Genomic DNA, 17,804 nt, shown 5'->3' on the forward strand with positions numbered 1-17,804 from the left:
ACACCGACATGACTCAAGTAAACCTTGGCACCGCCAACGAATTCATCGCCCGTCACATCGGCCCGCGCGCCGGTGACGAGCAAGCCATGCTCAACAGCCTTGGCTTCGACTCGCTCGAAGCCCTGAGCGCCAGCGTCATCCCGGAAAGCATCAAAGGCACCAGCGTGCTCGGCATGGACGACGGCCTCAGCGAAGCCGATGCATTGGCGATGATCAAATCGATCGCCGGAAAAAACCAGCTGTTCAAAACCTACATCGGCCAGGGCTACTACAACTGCCACACGCCGTCACCGATCCTGCGTAACCTGCTGGAAAACCCGGCCTGGTACACCGCTTACACCCCGTACCAGCCAGAAATCTCCCAAGGCCGTCTCGAAGCACTGCTGAACTTCCAGACCCTGATCAGCGACCTCACCGGCCTGCCAATCGCCAACGCCTCGTTGCTCGACGAAGCCACCGCCGCTGCCGAAGCCATGACCTTCTGCAAACGCCTGAGCAAGAACAAGGGCAGCCACCAATTCTTCGCCTCGATCCACAGCCACCCGCAAACCCTCGACGTGCTGCGCACCCGTGCCGAACCGCTGGGAATCGACGTTGTGGTCGGTGATGAGCGTGAACTGACGGACGTGACGCCGTTCTTCGGCGCGCTGCTGCAATACCCGGCGAGCAACGGTGATGTGTTCGATTACCGCGAACTGACCGAACGCTTCCACGCCGCCAACGCCTTGGTCGCCGTCGCCGCTGACCTGCTGGCCCTGACCTTGCTGACCGCGCCGGGCGAGTTCGGCGCTGACGTCGCCATCGGTTCGGCCCAACGCTTCGGCGTGCCGCTGGGTTTCGGTGGCCCGCACGCCGCTTACTTCTCCACCAAAGATGCGTTCAAGCGCGACATGCCGGGCCGTCTGGTCGGCGTTTCGGTTGACCGTTTCGGCAAGCCGGCGCTGCGTCTGGCGATGCAGACCCGCGAGCAACACATCCGCCGCGAGAAGGCCACGTCGAACATCTGCACCGCACAAGTGCTGCTGGCCAACATCGCCAGCATGTACGCCGTCTACCACGGCCCGAAAGGCCTGACCCAGATCGCCAACCGCATCCATCACCTGACCGCGATTCTGGCCAAGGGCCTGACCGCGCTGGGCGCGAAAGTCGAACAAGCCAGTTTCTTCGACACCCTGACCGTGGCCACTGGCGCGCAAACCACCGCACTGCACGACAAGGCGCACGCTGCACAGATCAACCTGCGCGTGATCGATGCTCAGCGTCTGGGCCTGTCGGTCGACGAAACCACCACCCAGGCTGATATCGAAACCCTGTGGGGCCTGTTCGCCGACGGCAAAGCCCTGCCGGACTTCACTGCCCTCGCTGCATCCGTGCAGAGCACTATTCCAGCCTCGCTGGTACGCCAGTCGCCAATCCTCAGCCACCCGGTGTTCAACCGTTATCACTCGGAAACCGAGCTGATGCGCTACCTGCGCAAACTGGCGGACAAGGATCTGGCGCTGGATCGCACCATGATTCCGCTGGGTTCGTGCACCATGAAACTCAACGCTGCCAGCGAAATGATCCCGGTGACCTGGGCTGAATTCGGTGCCCTGCACCCGTTCGCTCCGGCCGCGCAAAGCGCCGGTTACCAGCAACTGACCGATGAACTGGAAGCAATGCTCTGCGCCGCCACCGGTTACGACGCGATCTCTCTGCAACCAAACGCCGGTTCGCAAGGTGAATACGCTGGCCTGCTGGCGATCCGCGCCTATCACCAGAGCCGTGGCGATGAGCGCCGCGACATTTGCCTGATCCCGTCGTCCGCTCACGGCACCAACCCGGCCACCGCCAACATGGCCGGCATGCGCGTTGTTGTAACTGCATGCGATGCGCGCGGCAACGTCGACATCGAAGACCTGCGTGCCAAAGCCATCGAACACCGCGAGCACCTCGCCGCGCTGATGATCACTTACCCGTCGACCCACGGCGTGTTCGAAGAAGGCATCCGCGAAATCTGCGGAATCATTCATGACAACGGCGGCCAGGTGTACATCGACGGCGCCAACATGAACGCGATGGTTGGCCTGTGCGCACCGGGCAAGTTCGGCGGCGACGTTTCGCACCTTAACTTGCACAAAACCTTCTGCATCCCGCACGGCGGTGGCGGCCCGGGCGTTGGCCCTATTGGCGTGAAGTCGCACCTGACCCCGTTCCTGCCGGGCCACGGCCAGATGGAACGCAAGGAAGGCGCGGTCTGCGCAGCACCGTTCGGCAGCGCGAGCATTTTGCCGATCACCTGGATGTACATTCGCATGATGGGCGGCGCCGGTCTGAAGCGCGCTTCGCAACTGGCAATCCTCAATGCCAACTACATTTCCCGTCGCCTCGAAGAGCACTACCCCGTGCTGTACACCGGCAGCAACGGTCTGGTGGCGCACGAGTGCATTCTGGATCTGCGTCCGTTGAAAGACAGCAGCGGCATCAGCGTTGATGACGTCGCCAAGCGCCTGATCGACTTCGGTTTCCACGCGCCAACCATGTCGTTCCCGGTGGCGGGCACGCTGATGATCGAGCCGACCGAAAGCGAATCCAAGGAAGAACTCGATCGCTTCTGCGACGCCATGATCCGCATCCGCGAAGAAATCCGCGCGGTGGAAAACGGCACGCTGGACAAGGACGACAACCCGCTGAAAAACGCTCCGCACACTGCGGCGGAACTGGTTGGCGAGTGGGCTCACCCGTACAGCCGCGAGCAGGCCGTGTATCCGGTTGCGTCGTTGGTTGAAGGCAAATACTGGCCACCGGTCGGTCGTGTCGACAACGTCTTCGGTGATCGCAACCTGGTCTGCGCCTGCCCGTCGATCGAAAGCTACGCTTAATGGAATGAGGGGCGGGTTTACCTGCCCCTTTCTCCAGAACACCACAAAACCCTGTGGGAGCTGGCTTGCCAGCGATGAGGGTGGATCAGCCTACATCTTTGTTGCCTGACCCACCGCCATCGCTGGCAAGCCAGCTCCCACAAGGAACGCATCAAGCCTGATATTTCCGCCAATTCCTATAACAAGAAACCGGAGAACCACTCATGTCGTTAAGCGTGTTCGACCTGTTCAAGATTGGCATCGGCCCCTCCAGTTCCCACACCGTCGGCCCGATGCGTGCTGCTGCGCGTTTTGCCGAAGGGCTGCGTCGTGAAAATCTGCTGACCAGCACCGCCAGCGTTCGCGTCGAGCTCTACGGTTCCCTCGGCGCCACCGGTAAAGGTCACGGCAGCGACAAAGCCGTGCTGCTCGGCCTCGAAGGCGAACACCCGGACACCGTTGATACCGAAACCGTCGCCGCACGCCTGCAAGAAATTCGCGGCAACGGCCGACTGAACCTGCTCGGTGAACACAGCATCGCGTTCAACGAGAAAGAACACCTGGCGATGATCCGCAAGCCGCTGGCCTATCATCCCAACGGCATGATCTTCCGCGCCTTTGATGCGGCGGGCCTGCAGATACGCAGCCGCGAGTACTACTCGGTTGGCGGCGGTTTTGTCGTCGATGAAGACGCGGCCGGTGCAGATCGCATCGTCGAAGACGCCACGCCGCTGACCTTCCCGTTCAAAAGCGCCAAGGACTTGCTCGGTCATTGCGCCACCTACGGTCTGTCGATCAGTCAGGTGATGCTGACCAACGAAAGCGCCTGGCGCCCGGAAGCGGAAACCCGCGCCGGCTTGCTGAAGATCTGGCAGGTGATGCAGGACTGCGTTGCTGCGGGTTGTCGTAACGAAGGCATTCTGCCGGGCGGCCTGAAGGTCAAGCGCCGTGCGGCAGCGCTGCATCGGCAACTGTGCAAGAACCCGGAATCAGCGCTGCGCGATCCATTGTCGGTGCTCGACTGGGTCAACCTGTACGCACTCGCCGTCAATGAAGAAAACGCCAACGGCGGGCGCGTGGTCACCGCGCCCACCAACGGCGCGGCGGGGATCATTCCGGCGGTGCTGCATTACTACATGCGCTTTATCCCCGGCGCGAATGACGACGGTGTCGTGCGCTTTTTGCTGACTGCTGCAGCCATCGGCATTCTCTACAAGGAAAACGCCTCGATCTCCGGTGCCGAAGTCGGCTGCCAGGGTGAAGTCGGCGTGGCTTGTTCGATGGCCGCCGGCGCGTTGTGCGAAGTGCTCGGCGGCAGCGTTCAGCAAGTCGAGAACGCTGCGGAAATCGGCATGGAGCACAACCTCGGCCTGACCTGCGACCCGATTGGCGGACTGGTGCAAGTGCCATGCATCGAACGCAACGCGATGGGCTCGGTAAAAGCCATCAACGCGGTGCGCATGGCCATGCGCGGCGACGGTCAGCATTTCGTTTCCCTCGACAAAGTCATCCGCACCATGCGCCAGACCGGCGCCGACATGAAAAGCAAATACAAAGAGACCGCCCGCGGCGGTCTGGCGGTCAACATTATCGAATGCTGATCACGAAACGTAACTAGCCCCCTCTCCCTCCGGGAGAGGGCTGGGGTGAGGGGCTCTTGATCCTGCCCTTACCCCAAACCCAAATTTTCAAGGAGCCACGCATGTCCACCGAACAACTGTCGAAAACCCCGCTGCACGCTCTGCACCTCGAACTCGGCGCCCGCATGGTGCCGTTCGCCGGCTACGACATGCCCGTGCAGTACCCGCTCGGCGTGATGAAAGAACACCAGCACACCCGTGAACAGGCCGGGTTGTTCGACGTCTCGCACATGGGCCAGATCCGCCTGACCGGCGCCAACGCCGCCAAAGCGCTGGAAACCCTCGTGCCGGTGGACATCATTGACCTGCCCATGGGCATGCAGCGTTACGCGATGTTCACCAACGAGACCGGTGGCATTCTCGACGACCTGATGGTCGCCAATCTCGGCAACGACGAACTGTTTCTGGTGGTCAACGCCGCGTGCAAGGATCAGGATCTGGCTCACTTGCAAAAACACATCGGCGATCAGTGCACCATTACAGCGCTGTTCGAAGAGCGCGCACTGTTGGCGTTGCAAGGTCCGGCTGCTGTTACCGTGCTGGCGCGTCTTGCGCCGGAAGTGGCGAAGATGACCTTTATGCAGTTCAACCGCGTGTCGTTGTTGGGCGTGGAGTGCTTTGTCAGCCGTTCTGGTTACACCGGTGAAGACGGTTTCGAAATCTCGGTGCCTGCCGCTGATGCTGAAAAACTTGCTCGCATTTTGCTGGCCGAACCGGAAGTCCAAGCCATCGGCCTCGGTGCCCGCGATTCGCTTCGCCTGGAAGCGGGCCTGTGCCTGTATGGCCACGACATGAACACCGAGACCACCCCAATCGAAGCCAGCCTGTTGTGGGCGATCTCCAAGCCACGTCGCGCTGATGGCGCGCGGGCCGGCGGTTTCCCGGGCGCAGAACACATTTTCGCCCAACAACAAGATGGCGTGGCACGCAAACGCGTCGGCCTGCTGCCACAGGAACGCACCCCGGTGCGTGAAGGCGCAGAAATCGTCAACGAAGCCGGCGAAATCATCGGCAGCGTGTGCAGCGGCGGCTTCGGCCCAACGCTGGGTGGGCCGTTGGCAATGGGTTACCTCGACAGTGCCTATGTCGCCATCGATACAGCGGTATGGGCCATCGTGCGTGGGAAAAAGGTGCAAATGCTTGTAAGCAAAATGCCATTTGTTCCACAACGCTACTATCGTGGTTGATTGACTGTTTCTATAAGTAACGCGATTGCGTAATGCGTGCACTAATGTGTCACGCAATCGCCACAAAAAAGTGCATTTTCTAACATCCGATTCGGATATGAACTTTGCTTATAACGTTCGAAAACAATTGAACAAGCGAATCGTCCAAGCCCGCACTAGTGAAAGGATTAACTTGCTCAAGCTCAGTAAAACCGGGGGCTTCGCAGGGCTTGTTTTTTCTCCCGTAGTTGGCGTAGAGTTTGTCCACTGTGTTTGCATGGGTCAGCTTGGAATCGTGACCTGGGCAGTAGCCTACAAGTTAGCTACATCCCGTTCGACGTCTTCTTACTCTCCTGCAACCAGCCCCAGTACTCTTTCATGAGAAAGAGACTGTCATCAATTTTTGCGTCAAAGGAAATAAGAAATGTCCACACGTCAGAGCGGTACCGTCAAGTGGTTTAACGACGAGAAAGGTTTTGGTTTTATCACTCCAGAAAGCGGTCCGGATCTGTTCGTGCATTTCCGCGCCATTCAGGGCAACGGCTTCAAAAGCCTGAAAGAAGGCCAGAAAGTGACCTTCGTCGCTGTGCAGGGCCAGAAAGGCATGCAGGCTGACGAAGTACAAGCAGAAGCCTGATTTCTGTTACGAAAAAGCCCCTGATATTGATATCAGGGGCTTTTTTGTGCGCGCGAATCCGTAAAATGGAGCTTCAATTTGCGTCCAGAGGCTGCCATGTCGAAAAACCTGCTCACCCCACAGGGCGACTTTCCTCCCGTTGGCTTCGGCCGGCGCCTGGCCGCGATGTTCTATGATTTTCTGCTGTGTACTGCCCTGCTGATCGTCACGGGTGGCATCTACAAGATGATCCAGGCCGCAATCATTGGCGAAGAACGTCTGCGGGTGATGACCGATGCCGGGCAACTGGACGGAGATCCCTTGTACTCCACCGTACTGGTGTTGGTGCTGTTCGGATTCTTCGCCAAGTTCTGGACCCATGGCGGGCAGACACTGGGCATGCAGGTGTGGGGCATTCGCGTGCAGAACGCCAATGGCACGGCGATCAGTCTGTGGCAGGCGCTGTTGCGGTTTATGGTGTCGATTGCGTCGTGGGCGTGCGTAGGGCTGGGATTCTTATGGTCGCTGTATGACAAGCAGAAGCGCACGTGGCATGACATCTATTCCGATACCCGCGTGGTGCGGATCCCGAAGAAAACAAAGTAATTCCAGACACCAGATACCACTGTAGGAGTGAGCCTGCTCGCGATAGCGGTATGTCAGTCAATGTTTAAGTCGACTGATACACCGCTATCGCGAGCAGGCTCACTCCTACAGGTTTATTTGTTGCCTGAAAGACCTTAAGCGTTACCGGCCAGCTTCATCCGCGCTGCCTGGGTGAAATCGAGCATCCGCTTGAGCGGCCGAATCGCCTGCGGAATCAACGCCGGATCAACAAAGATCTCGTTCGTCCCTTCCTTCAAGCTCTTGAGCGTGCGCTCAAGGGTGTTCATGGCCATCCACGGGCAATGTGCGCAACTGCGGCACGCGGCACCGTTACCGGCGGTTGGCGCCTCGATGAAGACCTTGTCAGGGCACAACTGCTGCATCTTGTAGAAGATGCCACGGTCAGTGGCGACGATCAGGGTCTTGTTCGGCAGGCTCTGCGCGGCAGCGATCAACTGGCTGGTGGAACCGACCGCATCCGCCAGCTCGATCACCGACGTCGGCGACTCCGGATGCACCAGAATGGCGGCGTCCGGGTACAGCGCCTTCATGTCTTCGAGCTGCTTGGACTTGAACTCTTCGTGAACGATGCAGGCACCGTCCCACAGCAGCATGTCCGCGCCGGTCTTGCGCTGAATGTACGTGCCGAGGTGCTTGTCCGGCCCCCAAATGATGGTCTCGCCGTTGTCCATCAGGCTTTCGACGATTTCCAGCGCGCAACTTGAAGTCACCACCCAATCAGCTCGTGCCTTAACAGCTGCGGAGGTGTTGGCGTAAACCACCACCGTGCGCTCCGGGTGCTGATCACAGAACGCCGAGAACTCATCGACCGGGCAACCCAGGTCGAGCGAGCAGGTCGCGTCCAGCGTCGGCATCAGCACGCGCTTTTCCGGGTTGAGAATCTTCGCGGTCTCGCCCATGAACTTCACGCCGGCCACCACCACGGTCTTCGCCGGGTGAGCGTTACCGAAGCGGGCCATTTCCAGGGAGTCGGAGACACAGCCACCGGTTTCTTCGGCCAGAGCCTGAATCACCGGATCGCAATAAAAGTGGGCCACCAGCACCGCGTCCTGAGTCTTGAGCTCGGCGGCGATAGCGGAACGGTAATAAGCCTCTTCCTCAGCGGTCAGCGGTTTGGGCTGTTTGGCATCGAGGTGGGCTTGAACCAGAAGGCGTTCGGAAATCTGCGTCATGTTCGCAAGACCTGCAGGCGCGTTCGCGCGAAAGTCGAGTATACACCCGGCTCCGGACCGCTTGAGGGTACCGCCGGGAGAGTGAGTATTATCAGGCACGGACAGCGTTGAAGCTGCGCAAGGCTACAGAATATCCCGTTGATACAAAAGATCATTCTGACCTGCGTCAGCGCTGCGGGTATTGAAATAATGCATGGCCAAATTGCAGGCAAAAAAAAACCCGGAAATCCTCACTTTCGTGGGCCTTCCGGATTTTCTAAACCGCCAAATATGGTGGGTCGTGTGGGATTCGAACCTACGACCAATTGGTTAAAAGCCAACTGCTCTACCAACTGAGCTAACGACCCGCTGTGTGGTGGCGCGTATAATACTGATTTTTAAGGACTATTCAACACCTTTTTGAAAATAATCAAAAATAAGGTGTTGGGTCGTCCACACCAGCGGCCGCAAAGCCTTCTGCGCGCAGGCGGCAGCTGTCGCATTTGCCGCACGCGCGGCCGTCATCGTCGGCCTGATAGCAGGAAACGGTGAGGCCATAATTAACGCCGAGCTTCACGCCCGCCTGAACGATCTGCGCCTTGCTCAGGTTCTGCAGGGGCGCCTGAATGCGGAAGCCGTTGCCTTCCACGCCAGCCTTGGTCGCCAGATTGGCCATGCGCTCGAAGGATTCGATGAACTCCGGGCGGCAATCCGGGTAACCGGAATAGTCCACGGCGTTAACACCAATAAAGATGTCACGTGCACCGAGCACTTCTGCCCAGCCCAACGCCAGTGACAGGAATACCGTGTTACGCGCCGGTACGTAAGTCACTGGAATGCCTTCGCCCAGCTCCTCGGGGATGTCGATGCTGGTGTCGGTCAGGGCTGAGCCGCCCATGCCATTCAGATTGAGACCGATCACCTTGTGCTCAACCACACCCAAGTCGCGGGCGACGCGGGCAGCGGCGTGCAGTTCGGCGTGCGAACGCTGACCGTAGTCGAAGCTCATGGTGTAGCAGCTGTAGCCTTGGGCGCGCGCCATGGCCACGACGGTCGCCGAGTCCAGGCCACCGGACAGCAGGATGACCGCGCGTTTTTCGAGAGTGTTTAGTTGTTCGGTCATCTCAGCGCCCCGGCTCGTCATTCCACAGATATTTATGCAATTGCAACTGCAGCCGCACCGGCAGATTGTCCGCCACCACCCAGTCCGCCAGATCCCGAGCATTGAGGTCATGGTGACTTGGGGAAAACAGCACTTCGCCGGCACGCCGTTCGAGACCGTACTGAATCAGTTTCGAGACGGCCCAGTCATAGTCGTCCCGCGAGCAGATGACAAACTTCACCTGATCGTTGGTCGTCAGCAGTTCGATGTTCTCGTAACGGTTGCGATGGGCTTCTTTCGAATCCGGCGTCTTCAGGTCGACAACGCGACTGACGCGCGGATCGACATCCGAGACGTCGAGGGCGCCACTGGTTTCCAGCGAGACCTCATAACCGGCGTCACACAACTGCTTGAGCAAAGGAATGGCATTCGGCTGCGCCAGCGGCTCACCACCGGTGACACAGACGTAGCGCGGACGAAATCCGGCCACTTGTTCGAGGATGTCGTCGAGGGTGCGCACAGTGCCGCCACTGAACGCGTAGGCGCTGTCGCAGTATTGGCAACGCAAAGGGCAACCGGTCAGGCGCACAAAAACCGTGGGCAGCCCAGCAGTCCGCGTTTCCCCCTGCAACGAGTAGAAAACTTCGGTGATTCTCAATGTGTCTTGCATAGTCGCCACGGGCGTAACAGCTAAACAGGCTGTCCGCCTCCGTCAGGCACTTCAGGCAATCCCGCCAACGCGTAGACCGCAAGAAGCGTGTTTCAGAAAAAGGGCGTGAATTCTAACGAAAAAACCCGCGACAAGCGCGGGTTTCTTCCAAACGGGTCAAGCTTGCTTACATGCGTTGCAGATCGCGCTGAGCCAACTGAGCGGCAGAGGTACCCGGATATTGGGCCACCACCTGCTGCAGAATGCCTTTGACCTTGTCGGTATGACCGAGACGGCGCTCTACATCAGCCAGCTTGTACAGCGAATCCGGCACTTTGGCGTGCTTGGGATACAGCTGCGAAACCTTGGCGAAAGCCTGACCTGCACCTTGCAGATCGCCTTTGGCCAGATTCACTTCACCCAACCAGTACTGGGCGTTGCCCGCGTATTGGCTGTTCGGGTATTTGCGCAGGAAAGCGGCAAAAGCCTGGCTGGCCTTGTCGAAATCCTTGGCTTTGATCAGGTCGAAAGCAGCATCGTAATACAGCTTTTCCTTGGCCGGATCACCCGGTTCGCTGCTTGCAGCAGGTGCCTGGGCAGCAGCCCCGACGCCAGCGGCAGCACCGGCAGCAGCACTTGCATCGCCACCGGCAGAAGAATTCTCAGGAGTCGCGGCAGGTGCAGCACCGGATCCTATGCGCCGATCAAGATCCTGGTATCGCTCCAGGGATTCCTGTTTCATGCGCGCAACCTGATTCTGCAGTTCTTCGATCACACCTTGCTGGCGCGATATCTGATCCTGCATCTGTTGCAATTGGTTGAACAGCATGCCTTGTGCCGAGGCAGGGGCCGAAGCCGCTCCCCCGGCATAGGCGCCGTTCGTACCGTAACCCGCAGGCGGATAACTGCTCCCGCTATTGTTATAACCGGAGTTGTCATCGACCACAGGAACCGCAGCCCACGCCGCAAGCGGCGCGAGGCTGAGAGCCAGAACAGTTACAGCACGACGGCACGTTCGCATATCGAATTACTTACGCAGTTCGACGCGACGGTTTTGAGCCCAGGACTGCTCGTCGTTGCCGGTAGCAACTGGACGCTCTTCGCCGTAGGAAACCAGTTCCAGCTGAGCTGGGGAAACACCTTGCAGTACCAGGTAGCGTTGAACGGCTTTCGCACGACGCTCGCCCAGTGCCATGTTGTACTCACGAGTACCACGTTCGTCGGTGTTGCCTTCCAGAACAACGCGAGCGCCGTTTGCTTTCAGGTCTTTGGCGTGAACGTCCAGAGCGCGCATGGCTTCTGGCTTCAGGTCCGAGCTGTCGTATTCGAAGTAGAAGGTGGTGATTGCGCGCAGAGCAGCTTCTTCGCTCAGGGAACCGTCAACGGCACCAGTGTTTGCGCCGTAACCAGCGTTTGGATCAACAGCGCCTTCACCGGCGTTGTCGCCGCCTTTGGACGAGCAACCTACAGCTACAGCCATGGCCAGAGCCAGCGCAGCAAATTTACCAAACTTCAGCATTTCCATCGTGAAACTCCTAATGAACCCCAGTGTGTTAAGTAAAACGTGTAGCGCCGCGTCAGTTCAGGTAAGGGGACCAGGACGGTTCTCTGACTTCGCCTTGAGCGGTAGGAAGCGGGAGCCTCACGCGTCCATTAATGGACACGAGCATCAAGACTCCCCGGCCCTGCTGGCGGGTGGCGTAGATTACCATGGTGCCGTTGGGCGCAACAGTAGGTGACTCGTCCAGAGTGCTATCAGTGAGGATCTTTACACTACCTCGCTGCAAATCCTGGGCCGCCACCTTGAAATTGGTGAAGCCATCCTGACGATGGATCATCACCAGGGTCTTTTCATCTGCCGACAGTTTCGGGTTGGCGTTGTAGTTGCCAATGAACGTCACACGCTCGGCACCACCGCCACTGGCGCTGGTTTTGTAGATCTGAGGCTTGCCGCCACGGTCCGAGGTGAAGTAGATGGTCGAACCATCCTTGCCCCAGTACGGTTCGGTGTTGATGCCAGGCCCCGCTGTAACGCGAGTGATCTGACGCGAACCCAGGTTCATCACATAGATGTCCGGGTTACCGTCTTTGGACAGCACGAACGCCAGGCGATTGCCATCCGGCGACCATGCTGGTGCACCATTCAGGCCTTCGAAGTTGGTGATCTGCTCACGGCGACCGGTATCGATGTTTTGCATGAAGATCCGCGGACGCTTCTGCTCGAACGATACGTAAGCGATACGCTTGCCATCCGGGGCGAAACGCGGCGACAGGATCGGCTCGCGCGATTGCAGCAGAGTCACTGCACGAGCACCGTCGTAGTCCGAACGCTGCAAGGTGTAGCGCGTGTTCTTCTCGGAAAAACGTTCGGCCGTCACGTACAGCAGACGGGTCGAAAATGCACCTTTGATACCGGTGAGTTTTTCGAACGACTGGTCGGAGATGTAGTGCGCCATGTCGCGCAGTTGCTCGGTGGTACCGGAAACACTGCCGTCAGCCACTTTCTGCTCGGTGGCAACGTTGAACAATGCCCACTGCACCTGCAGACGACCGCCCGCTGGAACAATGCTGCCGACCATCATGTATTGAGCACCCACCGCCTTCCAGTCACGGAAGATGATTTCGCTCGGCTGGCTTGGCTGGCTGATCATGTTTTGCTTTGGAATCGGCGAGTAGTAGCCCGAGTTGCGCAAATCGTTACCAATGATTTCGGCCATGTCGTCCGGCAGGACTGCACCGCCCTGGAAACCGAACGGTACAACGGCGATCGGAGTAGCCCGATCGCTGCCGCTGGTGACCAGAATGTTCTTTTCATCCGCCATCGCGATCCCTGCCATGCAGCAGATCACGACCAGCATTCCTCGAAGAAGGTTTCTCACAAGGCTAGATCCTCAGGTGTGAATGTCATCTTGAATGAACGATACGGAGCGAAATCGCTCGGCTTCATTCCCTGCATTTCTGTCAAACGTCCAATATTCTTGACCGCTGCCACTGCCGAAGCATCGAACGGACCATCGCCACTGGACTTGGCCACGCTGACCGAGGTCACCGTACCGTCCGGCAACATGCCGATCTGCAACACAACCGTCATGCCTTTGCGTGCCGAAGGTGGACGGGCCCAACCTTCTGCAGCTCGCGCACGAATCAGGTCATCGAAACTGCCCGCGACTTCGTCACCCTGCTCATCGGCCAAGGCCTGCTGACGCTGCGGCGTGTCGGAAAGCAGATCGGCCAAGGCCTGAGCCTTTTTGTCTTCGGTCGATTTACGTGCTGCATCCTGCGCTTTCTTCTTCGCAGCATCGGCAGCAGCTTTCTTCTTCGCTTCGTCGGCGATTTTCTTCTTCGCCTCTTCAGCTTCAGCTTTCTTCTTGGCGTCTTCGGCGGCTTTCTTCTTCGCGTCTTCGACGATCTTCTTCTTGGCTTCTTCAGCGGCCTCTTTCTTGGCCTCTTCCTTAGCCTCTTCTTCAGCCTTCTTCTTGGCTATATCAGCCAACTGTTTCTCTTCGGCCTTCTTGGCTTCGGCTTTCTTTGCGTCGTCAGCTTTCTTGGCGTCATCCGCCTTCTTCGCTTCGTCCGCTTTTTTAGCCTCATCGGCCTTCTTGGCTTCCTCGGCCTTTTGAGCCGCTTCTTCTTTCTTTTGTTCCGCAGCCTTCACCGCTTCCTGTTCGACCTTTTTCTGTTCCATCTGCTCGACTTCGGTCTGGCGCGCGGCGGATTTCTTCGCCTCACCCGCAATCTTCTGATTGGTCTGGGTGGTTGCCTGACTTTTCGATTTCAGCTGGTACAGGGTCGCCTGGACAATCGGTTTGGCCGGCGGCAGCTCTGGTGTGAAGGCAAAACTGACGAACAGCATGCCGAACACCAGCACGTGCAGGACAATCGCCAGAACACTAGGCCAGAAGTAGCTTTCCGAGGCGGACGGCTCTCGCTGTTGCTGCATCAGGGGGCCTCGGTAATCAAACCAACATTACCGACCCCGGCTTTCTGCAACCCGCCCATGGCGCCCATGACGGAACCATAGTCGACGGTCTTGTCACCGCGGATAAAGACTTGGGTACGCTTGCCGCCTTCAGTGCCGGCACGAATGATCTTGGTCACCGCGTCGGTCATTTGCGGCAGGGTCATGGCCCTGTCCTGTTGCTTCTCGGTATCGACTTCGCTGCCAAGGTTCCAGTAGTAGGTCTTGTCAGCCTTGATCGAAATGGTCAGGACCTGAGTGTTGTTGTCCTGCGGCAAGGCTTCGCTGGAAACCTTGGGCAGATCAACTTTCACGCCCTGATTGAGCATCGGCGCGGTCACCATGAAGATGACCAGCAGCACCAACATCACGTCGATGTAGGGCACCACGTTCATCTCGGCGACCGGCTTGCGCTTTTTGCGAGCTCGAGCGATTAAAGCCATTGGAAATTACCTGCTTATTCTTCGCTGGTGTGCACTTTGCGGTGCAGGATCGCCTGGAATTCATCGGCGAAGGTGTAGTAGCGGCCCAGCAAGGTTTCGCTGCGAGCGGCGAAACGGTTGTAAGCGATTACGGCCGGGATCGCGGCGAACAGACCGATCGCCGTGGCGATCAGGGCTTCGGCGATACCCGGAGCCACAGTGGCCAGGGTCGCTTGCTGGGCGCTGGCCAGACCGCGGAAGGAGTTCATGATGCCCCATACGGTACCGAACAGACCGATGTACGGACTGACCGAACCAACGGTGGCGAGGAACGGCAGGCTCTGCTCGAGCTTCTCTTCTTCGCGGGAGATGGCGACGCGCATGGCACGGGCCACGCCTTCCATCACCGCTTCAGGGTCGACGCCAGGCTGCTGACGCAGACGGGAGAATTCCTTGAAGCCGGCACGGAAGATCTGCTCCACGCCCGAATCCGGATCAGGATTGCTGCCCGCCTGACGGTACAGCTTGGACAGGTCGATACCCGACCAGAAGCGCTCCTCGAAGCTCTCCAGGGCGCGTCGACCGGCGCGCAGCAGATTGCTGCGCTGAAAGATCATGATCCATGAGGTCACCGATGCGGCCACCAGGGTCAACATTACCAACTGCACCACGATGCTGGCATTGCTGACCAGGCTCCACATGGAGGAATGGTCGACGACGTTAGCTTCCACGCTTTATCTCCTGCTTTGAGTGTGTACCCGGGCCGACTGCGTCGGCGAAGGCCGCACGCAAGTCTTCGGGAAGGGCCCGGGGTTTCAAACTGTTAGTGCGCACACAGGCCACCAAAAACTGCCCTTCACAGAGCAGCACATTATCCGTTGCCCGCCTGACCTGCTGTTTGAAGCGCAGGCTGACCCGGTTCAATTCGATTACTTCAGCGCTTACCAGCAGTTCGTCGTCCAGTCGCGCCGGCGCGTGATAGCGCGCTTCGCTGGAGTGCACGACAAACAACAGGTCCTCTCCTGCCAGCTGCGATTGGGCAAAGCCCAGCTCGCGAAGCCGCTCGGTTCGAGCCCGTTCCATAAACTTGAGGTAATTAACGTAATACACGATGCCGCCCGCATCGGTGTCCTCGTAATAAACGCGACAACGATGTGCGAACGGCTCAAGCCCGTTTTGCGCGCGCATACTCTAGTGCTTACTCCTCAGGTTGCCAATCCGGCCAGGCAACTGTTTTTCATGGTTTCAGAGCTTTACCGTAAAAGTACCGTCCTGTGACCGTACAAACCCTGAATAAATCGACAACAAATGTGTATTAGTCGTCCATAGCATCAAGAAACTCGTCTGCCACGGGCATTTCGCCCATTCGTGACGGAATGTTTAAACCGAAGTGCAGATAGGCATGCCGCGTCACCACCCTGCCCCGCGGTGTACGCATGATGTAGCCCTGCTGGATCAGATATGGCTCCAGCACGTCTTCGATGGTGTGACGCTCTTCGCTGATGGCCGCGGCGAGGCTGTCGATACCGACCGGGCCGCCATCGAACTTCTCGATCATGGTCAGCAGCAGACGCCGGTCCTGATGATCGAAACCGTGTTCGTCGACATCCAGCAGGTTCAGCGCCAGATCCGCCACCGCTTTGGTGATATGGCCTTTGGCACGGACTTCGGCGAAATCACGCACCCGGCGCAACAAACGGTTGGCGATTCGCGGCGTGCCACGGGCGCGACGAGCGATCTCGAAAGAACCTTCGGGATCCAGCGGCAAACCGAGAATGGCCGCCGAACGACTGACAATCGTCGCCAGGTCAGCCGTGCTGTAGAACTCAAGACGCTGGACTATACCGAAGCGGTCACGCAACGGGTTAGTCAGCATACCGGCGCGAGTGGTTGCGCCCACCAGGGTAAACGGCGGCAGATCGAGTTTGATCGAACGTGCAGCCGGCCCTTCGCCAATCATGATGTCGAGCTGAAAGTCTTCCATCGCTGGATACAGCACTTCCTCAACGATCGGCGACAGGCGATGGATTTCGTCGATAAACAGTACGTCGTGCGGCTCAAGATTGGTCAACAGCGCCGCCAGATCGCCCGGACGCTCCAGCACCGGACCGGAAGTGCTCTTGATCGACACGCCCATTTCCTGAGCGATGATGTTGGCCAGCGTAGTCTTGCCCAAACCCGGCGGGCCGAAAATCAGCGTGTGATCAAGGGATTCACTGCGGCCACGGGCAGCCTGGATGAACAGCTCCATCTGCTCGCGCACGGTCGGCTGGCCAATATAGTCAGCCAGACTGACCGGGCGAATAGCCCGGTCCTGGACTTCTTCGCGCTCGCGCGGGCTGTGCGCGGCGGTGATCAGACGATCAGCTTCAATCACTTAAATCATTCCCTTCAGGGCGCGGCGGATCAGGTCTTCACTGCTCAAATTCTTGTCCTTGATGGCGGTAATCGCCTTGCTCGCTTCCTGCGGCTTGTAACCCAGGGAAATCAGCGCGCTGACTGCATCGTTCTCGGCGGTATTGACCGGCGCCGGCCCATCCGGCTGATTCGGGACGAGCGCGAACATGGCCGGCGTCGTTTCCCAGGCCTTGAAGCGGTCTTTCAGCTCGACCAGCAGACGCTCGGCGGTTTTCTTACCGACACCCGGCACCTTGGTCAGGGCCGAGGTATCCTGCGACTGCACGCAGCGGATCAGTTCGTCGACTTCCAGACTCGACATCAAGGCCAGGGCCAATTTCGGCCCGACACCATTGAGACGGATCAACTCGCGAAAAAAGTCTCGCTCACGCTTGCCGGCAAAGCCATAGAGTAACTGCGCGTCTTCGCGTACGACCAAATGGGTGTGCAGGGTCAGCGGTTCACCGACCGACGGCAGACGATAAAGGGTGGTCATGGGCACTTCCAGCTCATACCCGAGGCCGTTTACATCCAGAATCAGGTGCGGCGGCTGTTTCTCAGCCAGAGTGCCGCGCAAGCGTCCAATCACGTTTCAGATCCTTGAGCATTGGCCAGCCGTGGGCTGGCGACTGTCGAAAGGCGAATTTCGGGCCGACGACTCAGGCGCAGGAAATCCGCTTTCAGGAAAATTGATGCTGATGCTATCAGAGACGCAGGCGCCCGCCACGACTGCGTGCGGTTCCCAAACCGTGCGGCAGCAGACTGGAGCGTGTGTGCGCATGGCAAATGGCAATGGCCAGGGCGTCCGAGGCATCGATTTGCGGTTTGCTGGTGAGCTTGAGCATGTGCATGACCATCATCTGCACTTGTTCTTTATTGGCGGCGCCCGTGCCGACCACGGCCTGTTTGACCTGAGTGGCCGTGTATTCGGCGATCTCCAGGCACTCTTCAGCGCCGGCAACAATCGCTGCACCGCGAGCCTGCCCAAGCTTCAACGCCGAATCGGCGTTTTTCGCCATGAAGACTTTTTCGATGCCCATGGTCACCGGACCGTAGGTCTGGATAATCTCGCGTACGCCGCGATAAACGATTTGCAGACGCTCATGCAGCTCGCCCGCACCGGTGCGGATGCAGCCTGAGGCCACATAGATACAGCCGCCACGCCCGGTATCGCGAACAATCCCGTAACCGGTGATACGCGAACCGGGGTCGATACCAAGAATTAAAGTCATAACG

18 protein-coding genes and 1 tRNA gene are annotated in these 17,804 nt (G+C 58.7%); 5 read left to right on the forward strand and 14 right to left on the reverse strand.

Going from position 1 to position 17,804, the window contains the following annotated elements; genetic code table 11:
* The first annotated feature begins 8 nt into the window (after positions 1 to 8).
* From gcvP to ACZ0A4_RS17080, 5 genes are all read left to right on the forward strand, one after another.
* A complete protein-coding gene (gene gcvP, locus ACZ0A4_RS17060) occupies positions 9 to 2,861 on the forward strand; it encodes an aminomethyl-transferring glycine dehydrogenase (RefSeq protein WP_463575677.1) in 2,853 nt (950 codons plus the stop codon).
* A 203-nt stretch (positions 2,862 to 3,064) separates the two neighbouring features.
* Positions 3,065 to 4,441 (forward strand): L-serine ammonia-lyase, encoded by a 1,377-nt coding sequence (locus ACZ0A4_RS17065; RefSeq protein ID WP_463575678.1) that lies wholly within the window; start codon positions 3,065 to 3,067, stop codon positions 4,439 to 4,441.
* 101 nt (positions 4,442 to 4,542) lie between these two features.
* On the forward strand, positions 4,543 to 5,667 hold the full coding sequence (gene gcvT, locus ACZ0A4_RS17070) for a glycine cleavage system aminomethyltransferase GcvT (protein ID WP_463575680.1): 1,125 nt from the start codon (positions 4,543 to 4,545) through the stop codon (positions 5,665 to 5,667).
* A gap of 403 nt (positions 5,668 to 6,070) precedes the next feature.
* Positions 6,071 to 6,283 (forward strand): cold-shock protein, encoded by a 213-nt coding sequence (locus ACZ0A4_RS17075; protein ID WP_003227496.1) that lies wholly within the window; start codon positions 6,071 to 6,073, stop codon positions 6,281 to 6,283.
* A gap of 96 nt (positions 6,284 to 6,379) precedes the next feature.
* Positions 6,380 to 6,868: an RDD family protein gene (locus ACZ0A4_RS17080; RefSeq protein WP_463575681.1), complete on the forward strand. Its 489-nt coding sequence runs from the start codon at positions 6,380 to 6,382 to the stop codon at positions 6,866 to 6,868.
* 134 nt (positions 6,869 to 7,002) lie between these two features.
* Here ACZ0A4_RS17080 and nadA read toward each other — a convergent pair whose 3' ends face one another.
* From nadA to ruvC, 14 genes are all read right to left on the reverse strand, one after another.
* Positions 7,003 to 8,061, reverse strand: coding sequence for a quinolinate synthase NadA (gene nadA / locus ACZ0A4_RS17085; protein WP_463575682.1), 1,059 nt, complete (start codon positions 8,059 to 8,061; stop codon positions 7,003 to 7,005).
* 271 nt (positions 8,062 to 8,332) lie between these two features.
* Positions 8,333 to 8,408: transfer RNA gene (locus ACZ0A4_RS17090), tRNA-Lys, on the reverse strand.
* A gap of 62 nt (positions 8,409 to 8,470) precedes the next feature.
* Positions 8,471 to 9,163, reverse strand: coding sequence for a 7-cyano-7-deazaguanine synthase QueC (gene queC / locus ACZ0A4_RS17095; protein WP_463575683.1), 693 nt, complete (start codon positions 9,161 to 9,163; stop codon positions 8,471 to 8,473).
* Position 9,164: 1 nt separating this feature from the next.
* Positions 9,165 to 9,812 carry a 7-carboxy-7-deazaguanine synthase QueE gene (gene queE / locus ACZ0A4_RS17100; protein ID WP_463575685.1) on the reverse strand — a complete coding sequence of 216 codons (648 nt, stop codon included), beginning with the start codon at positions 9,810 to 9,812 and terminating at the stop codon, positions 9,165 to 9,167.
* 166 nt (positions 9,813 to 9,978) lie between these two features.
* Entirely contained in the window at positions 9,979 to 10,812 is an 834-nt protein-coding gene (gene ybgF, locus ACZ0A4_RS17105; RefSeq protein WP_463575686.1) for a tol-pal system protein YbgF, read from the reverse strand.
* A 6-nt stretch (positions 10,813 to 10,818) separates the two neighbouring features.
* Complete coding sequence (pal, locus tag ACZ0A4_RS17110) at positions 10,819 to 11,316, reverse strand: peptidoglycan-associated lipoprotein Pal (RefSeq protein WP_003178634.1); 498 nt, start codon at positions 11,314 to 11,316, stop codon at positions 10,819 to 10,821.
* Between the two features lie 52 nt (positions 11,317 to 11,368).
* A complete protein-coding gene (gene tolB / locus ACZ0A4_RS17115; protein WP_171057245.1) occupies positions 11,369 to 12,649 on the reverse strand; it encodes a Tol-Pal system beta propeller repeat protein TolB in 1,281 nt (426 codons plus the stop codon).
* Between the two features lie 17 nt (positions 12,650 to 12,666).
* The gene (gene tolA / locus ACZ0A4_RS17120) at positions 12,667 to 13,731 is read right to left on the reverse strand and encodes a cell envelope integrity protein TolA (RefSeq protein ID WP_141126314.1); all 1,065 of its coding nucleotides are present in this window, start codon (positions 13,729 to 13,731) and stop codon (positions 12,667 to 12,669) included.
* Positions 13,731 to 14,183 carry a protein TolR gene (tolR, locus tag ACZ0A4_RS17125; RefSeq protein WP_161806672.1) on the reverse strand — a complete coding sequence of 151 codons (453 nt, stop codon included), beginning with the start codon at positions 14,181 to 14,183 and terminating at the stop codon, positions 13,731 to 13,733. Before tolR ends, tolA begins: the two co-directional genes overlap by 1 nt.
* A 23-nt stretch (positions 14,184 to 14,206) precedes the next feature.
* On the reverse strand, positions 14,207 to 14,902 hold the full coding sequence (gene tolQ, locus ACZ0A4_RS17130) for a protein TolQ (RefSeq protein ID WP_008080223.1): 696 nt from the start codon (positions 14,900 to 14,902) through the stop codon (positions 14,207 to 14,209).
* A complete protein-coding gene (ybgC, locus tag ACZ0A4_RS17135) occupies positions 14,892 to 15,359 on the reverse strand; it encodes a tol-pal system-associated acyl-CoA thioesterase (RefSeq protein ID WP_064391775.1) in 468 nt (155 codons plus the stop codon). Before ybgC ends, tolQ begins: the two co-directional genes overlap by 11 nt.
* 127 nt (positions 15,360 to 15,486) lie before the next feature.
* Positions 15,487 to 16,548: a Holliday junction branch migration DNA helicase RuvB gene (gene ruvB, locus ACZ0A4_RS17140; RefSeq protein ID WP_397482320.1), complete on the reverse strand. Its 1,062-nt coding sequence runs from the start codon at positions 16,546 to 16,548 to the stop codon at positions 15,487 to 15,489.
* Positions 16,549 to 17,157 (reverse strand): Holliday junction branch migration protein RuvA, encoded by a 609-nt coding sequence (gene ruvA, locus ACZ0A4_RS17145; protein ID WP_034153418.1) that lies wholly within the window; start codon positions 17,155 to 17,157, stop codon positions 16,549 to 16,551. It abuts the gene before it with no gap.
* Positions 17,158 to 17,272: 115 nt separating this feature from the next.
* The gene (ruvC, locus tag ACZ0A4_RS17150) at positions 17,273 to 17,800 is read right to left on the reverse strand and encodes a crossover junction endodeoxyribonuclease RuvC (protein ID WP_007962095.1); all 528 of its coding nucleotides are present in this window, start codon (positions 17,798 to 17,800) and stop codon (positions 17,273 to 17,275) included.
* Positions 17,801 to 17,804 lie beyond the last annotated feature (4 nt).

This window comes from Pseudomonas sp. AC172 (assembly GCF_979258595.1).

Excerpts from the sequence above, each read along its gene's own strand:
- queC (WP_463575683.1), bottom strand. The coding sequence starts at position 9,163 with ATGACCGAACAACTAAACACTCTCGAAAAACGCGCGGTCATCCTGCTG.
- ACZ0A4_RS17075 (WP_003227496.1), top strand. The coding sequence starts at position 6,071 with ATGTCCACACGTCAGAGCGGTACCGTCAAGTGGTTTAACGACGAGAAA.
- queE (WP_463575685.1), bottom strand. The coding sequence starts at position 9,812 with ATGCAAGACACATTGAGAATCACCGAAGTTTTCTACTCGTTGCAGGGG.
- tolA (WP_141126314.1), bottom strand. The coding sequence starts at position 13,731 with ATGCAGCAACAGCGAGAGCCGTCCGCCTCGGAAAGCTACTTCTGGCCT.
- gcvP (WP_463575677.1), top strand. The coding sequence starts at position 9 with ATGACTCAAGTAAACCTTGGCACCGCCAACGAATTCATCGCCCGTCAC.
- ACZ0A4_RS17065 (WP_463575678.1), top strand. The coding sequence starts at position 3,065 with ATGTCGTTAAGCGTGTTCGACCTGTTCAAGATTGGCATCGGCCCCTCC.
- ybgC (WP_064391775.1), bottom strand. The coding sequence starts at position 15,359 with ATGCGCGCGCAAAACGGGCTTGAGCCGTTCGCACATCGTTGTCGCGTT.
- gcvT (WP_463575680.1), top strand. The coding sequence starts at position 4,543 with ATGTCCACCGAACAACTGTCGAAAACCCCGCTGCACGCTCTGCACCTC.
- ruvC (WP_007962095.1), bottom strand. The coding sequence starts at position 17,800 with ATGACTTTAATTCTTGGTATCGACCCCGGTTCGCGTATCACCGGTTAC.
- pal (WP_003178634.1), bottom strand. The coding sequence starts at position 11,316 with ATGGAAATGCTGAAGTTTGGTAAATTTGCTGCGCTGGCTCTGGCCATG.
- tolB (WP_171057245.1), bottom strand. The coding sequence starts at position 12,649 with ATGCTGGTCGTGATCTGCTGCATGGCAGGGATCGCGATGGCGGATGAA.
- nadA (WP_463575682.1), bottom strand. The coding sequence starts at position 8,061 with ATGACGCAGATTTCCGAACGCCTTCTGGTTCAAGCCCACCTCGATGCC.
- ybgF (WP_463575686.1), bottom strand. The coding sequence starts at position 10,812 with ATGCGAACGTGCCGTCGTGCTGTAACTGTTCTGGCTCTCAGCCTCGCG.
- ACZ0A4_RS17080 (WP_463575681.1), top strand. The coding sequence starts at position 6,380 with ATGTCGAAAAACCTGCTCACCCCACAGGGCGACTTTCCTCCCGTTGGC.